The organism is Chrysiogenia bacterium (assembly GCA_020434085.1).
GTDB lineage: Bacteria > JAGRBM01 > JAGRBM01 > JAGRBM01 > JAGRBM01 > JAGRBM01.
This window is the reverse complement of sequence record JAGRBM010000167.1, coordinates 1-2,605: the sequence shown is the minus strand read 5'-3', so window position 1 is coordinate 2,605 and position 2,605 is coordinate 1. Positions and strand designations below refer to the sequence as shown.

Below are 2,605 nucleotides of genomic sequence, written 5' to 3'. Positions count from 1 at the left end.
GTATAAGTCCGCACCTATCATGGCGATTCCCTCGGCGAGCTTGTCCACGAAGAACTGCGGTTTGTCGTCGTAGCCCGCCGTCAGCTCGTCGATCTTGGCGCGCGCGCCGGCGTCCTCCAACTGGTCGTAGCGGAGCAGGGCCACCGGGTGGATCTTGATGTAGGTGTTGATGATGAATTCCTCGCGCGCCAGGCCGACGCCCGCGCTCGGCAGGAATGAGAGGCTGAAGGCCTCGGCCGGGTTGGCCAGGTTCATCATCACCTTGGTGCGGGGCTCTTCGAGTCCCTCCAGATCGATCTTCTCCACGACGAACTTGAGCGCGCCCTCGTAGACGCGCCCCTCATCGCCGCCGGCGCAGCTCACGGTGACCTGTTGGCCTGTGGAGAGCCGGGTCGTCGCGTCCTCGGAGCCCACGATGGCCGGAAGGCCCAGCTCGCGGCTCACAATGGCGGCATGGCAGGTGCGTCCGCCGCGGTTGGTGACGATGGCGGCGGCCTGTTTCATCACCGGTTCCCAGTCGGGGTCGGTCTTGTCGGTGACCAGCACGGCGCCGGGCTTGAAGTTGCCCATCTGCTCGACGCTCTCGATGACGCAGACCGGCCCCGCGCCGATGCGCTCTCCAACGGCGCTGCCGGTGGCCAGCACGCGGCCGGTTTCCTTGAGCTCATAGCGCTCGAGCACCCGGGCATTGCGCTGGGAGACGACCGTTTCCGGGCGCGCCTGCACGATGAAGAGTTCGCCGGTCTTGCCGTCCTTGGCCCATTCCATGTCCATGGGGGTGGGCTGGCCGCGGCGCTCGGTGTAGTGATCCTCGATGATACAGGCCCAGCGCGCCAGCGTGAGGATTTCCTCTTCATTCACACAGAAGCGCGCGCGGTCGGCAGGCGTGACGGGGACGTTCTTGACCATCTTGGCCCCGCCGGTGTCGTAGACCATCTTGAACTCTTTGCTGCCGACCTTCTTCTGAAGGATGGGCCGCTTGCCCTGCTTGAGGGTCGGTTTGAAGACGTAGAACTCGTCGGGATTGACCGCGCCCTGCACGACGTTTTCTCCCAGGCCCCAGGCGCCGTTGATCAGCACCGCGTCGCGAAAGCCGGTCTCGGTATCGATGGAGAACATGACGCCGGAGCTGGCCAGGTCCGAGCGCACCATGCGCTGGACGCCAACCGAGAGCGCCACCTGAAAATGGTCGAAGTCCTTGTCGGTGCGGTACGAGATCGCGCGGTCGGTAAAGAGCGAGGCGTAACAGCGCCGGCAGGCGTCGAGCAGCGCAGCCTCGCTGTGGACGTTGAGGTAGGTCTCCTGCTGGCCGGCGAAGCTGGCGTCGGGCAGGTCCTCGGCCGTGGCCGAGCTGCGCACGGCGACGTCCACGCCGCCTTCGACGCCCTCGCTGAGCTTGCGGTAGGCGGCGACGATGGCCTCTTTGAGATCGGCGGGAAATTCCTCGCCCACGATGGCCTGGCGAAGCGCCCGGCCACGGGCGCGCAGGTTCTCGATGTCGTGGGTGTCGAGCCCGGCCAGAATCTCGCGGATGCGTTTGTCGAGTCCGGTTTCCTTCATGAAATACCGGTAGGAATCGGCGGTGGTGGCAAAACCGTTGGGGACTTTCACCCCCTTGTCCGAGAGCGAGCGATACATCTCGCCCAGCGAGGCATTTTTGCCGCCCACCTGGGGCACGTCTTCAATCGTCAGGTCCGCGAACCACTCCACATGCTTGGCCATCTGAAATCTCCCTGTCTCCGTACTTATCCATAACAGATCACAGATGAACAGAAGATGAAATTCATCAGGTAGGCGAGGGGGCCTGGCGGGATGTTGCCAAAGTGTCGAAAACCGGGGCAGGCCGTTCGCCCGAAAACGGGCCCCGATCGGGGCCCGTTTTTTTGTGACAATGTGCGGGTCATCTCGGTCCATCTTGGGTCATTACGGGTCAAAGCGGGTCATCTTGGGTCACGGGCGGTTGCGCGGCAAAGAGAAAGCCTCACAATGAAGTGAGGCGCCCACCGCCCCTGCTCCCCCTCCGGGGGAGCTGTTGCCGAAGGCGACTGAGGGGGTGCCGGTGCCTGCACAATGCAGCGCTGATTGCCGTCTGCGCGACCCCCTCAGTCCGACTTCGCTGAAGCTACGTCGGACAGCTCCCCCGGAGGGGGAGCAGGGAAGGAATGCCATGGACACCCGCACACTCGCCCGCAACCTGCTCGAGGAATTCGCGCAAACCCGCGGCCCGCTCCTTCGCGATCCCGCCTGGGCGGTGATGCGCGCGGTGGCGCTGGCGATGGTGGCGCAGATCTCCCGCGGCTCGCGAAGCGCAAACCTGCGCGTGATGGCGGCCGGAACGCTGGGCGTGCACACGCGCGCGGCGCGCTCAAAACGCGCGGCAAGCAAAAAGGAATGGGCGATCGCCAGCGCACTCTTTGCCGACGTGGTACGGCTGGCGGTGACGCCGGCGGATGAGCAGGCAAAGCGCGAGGCGCTGGTGGAACTGCTCGGCCGCCACGAGTTCAATGAGGACACCGACGACTTCGAGCACTACCTGAACTGGCTCCCCACGGCGAGCATCTTCCTGGCGTTGCTCGAGAGCCCCGCGCCGCTGCAACTCCAGGCT

Annotated in this window: 2 protein-coding genes; one reads left to right on the top strand and one right to left on the bottom strand. The window is 65.0% G+C overall.

Annotated features, from left to right (window positions below; translation table 11 throughout):
* The coding region (ppsA, locus tag KDH09_05675; protein MCB0219166.1) for a phosphoenolpyruvate synthase at positions 1–1,722 on the bottom strand (1,722 nt) is incomplete at its 3' end.
* A 445-nt stretch (positions 1,723–2,167) separates the two neighbouring features.
* Between ppsA and KDH09_05670 the strand changes: the two genes are divergently transcribed.
* Positions 2,168–2,605: hypothetical protein (locus KDH09_05670; GenBank protein MCB0219165.1), on the top strand; the 438-nt coding region annotated here is incomplete at its 3' end.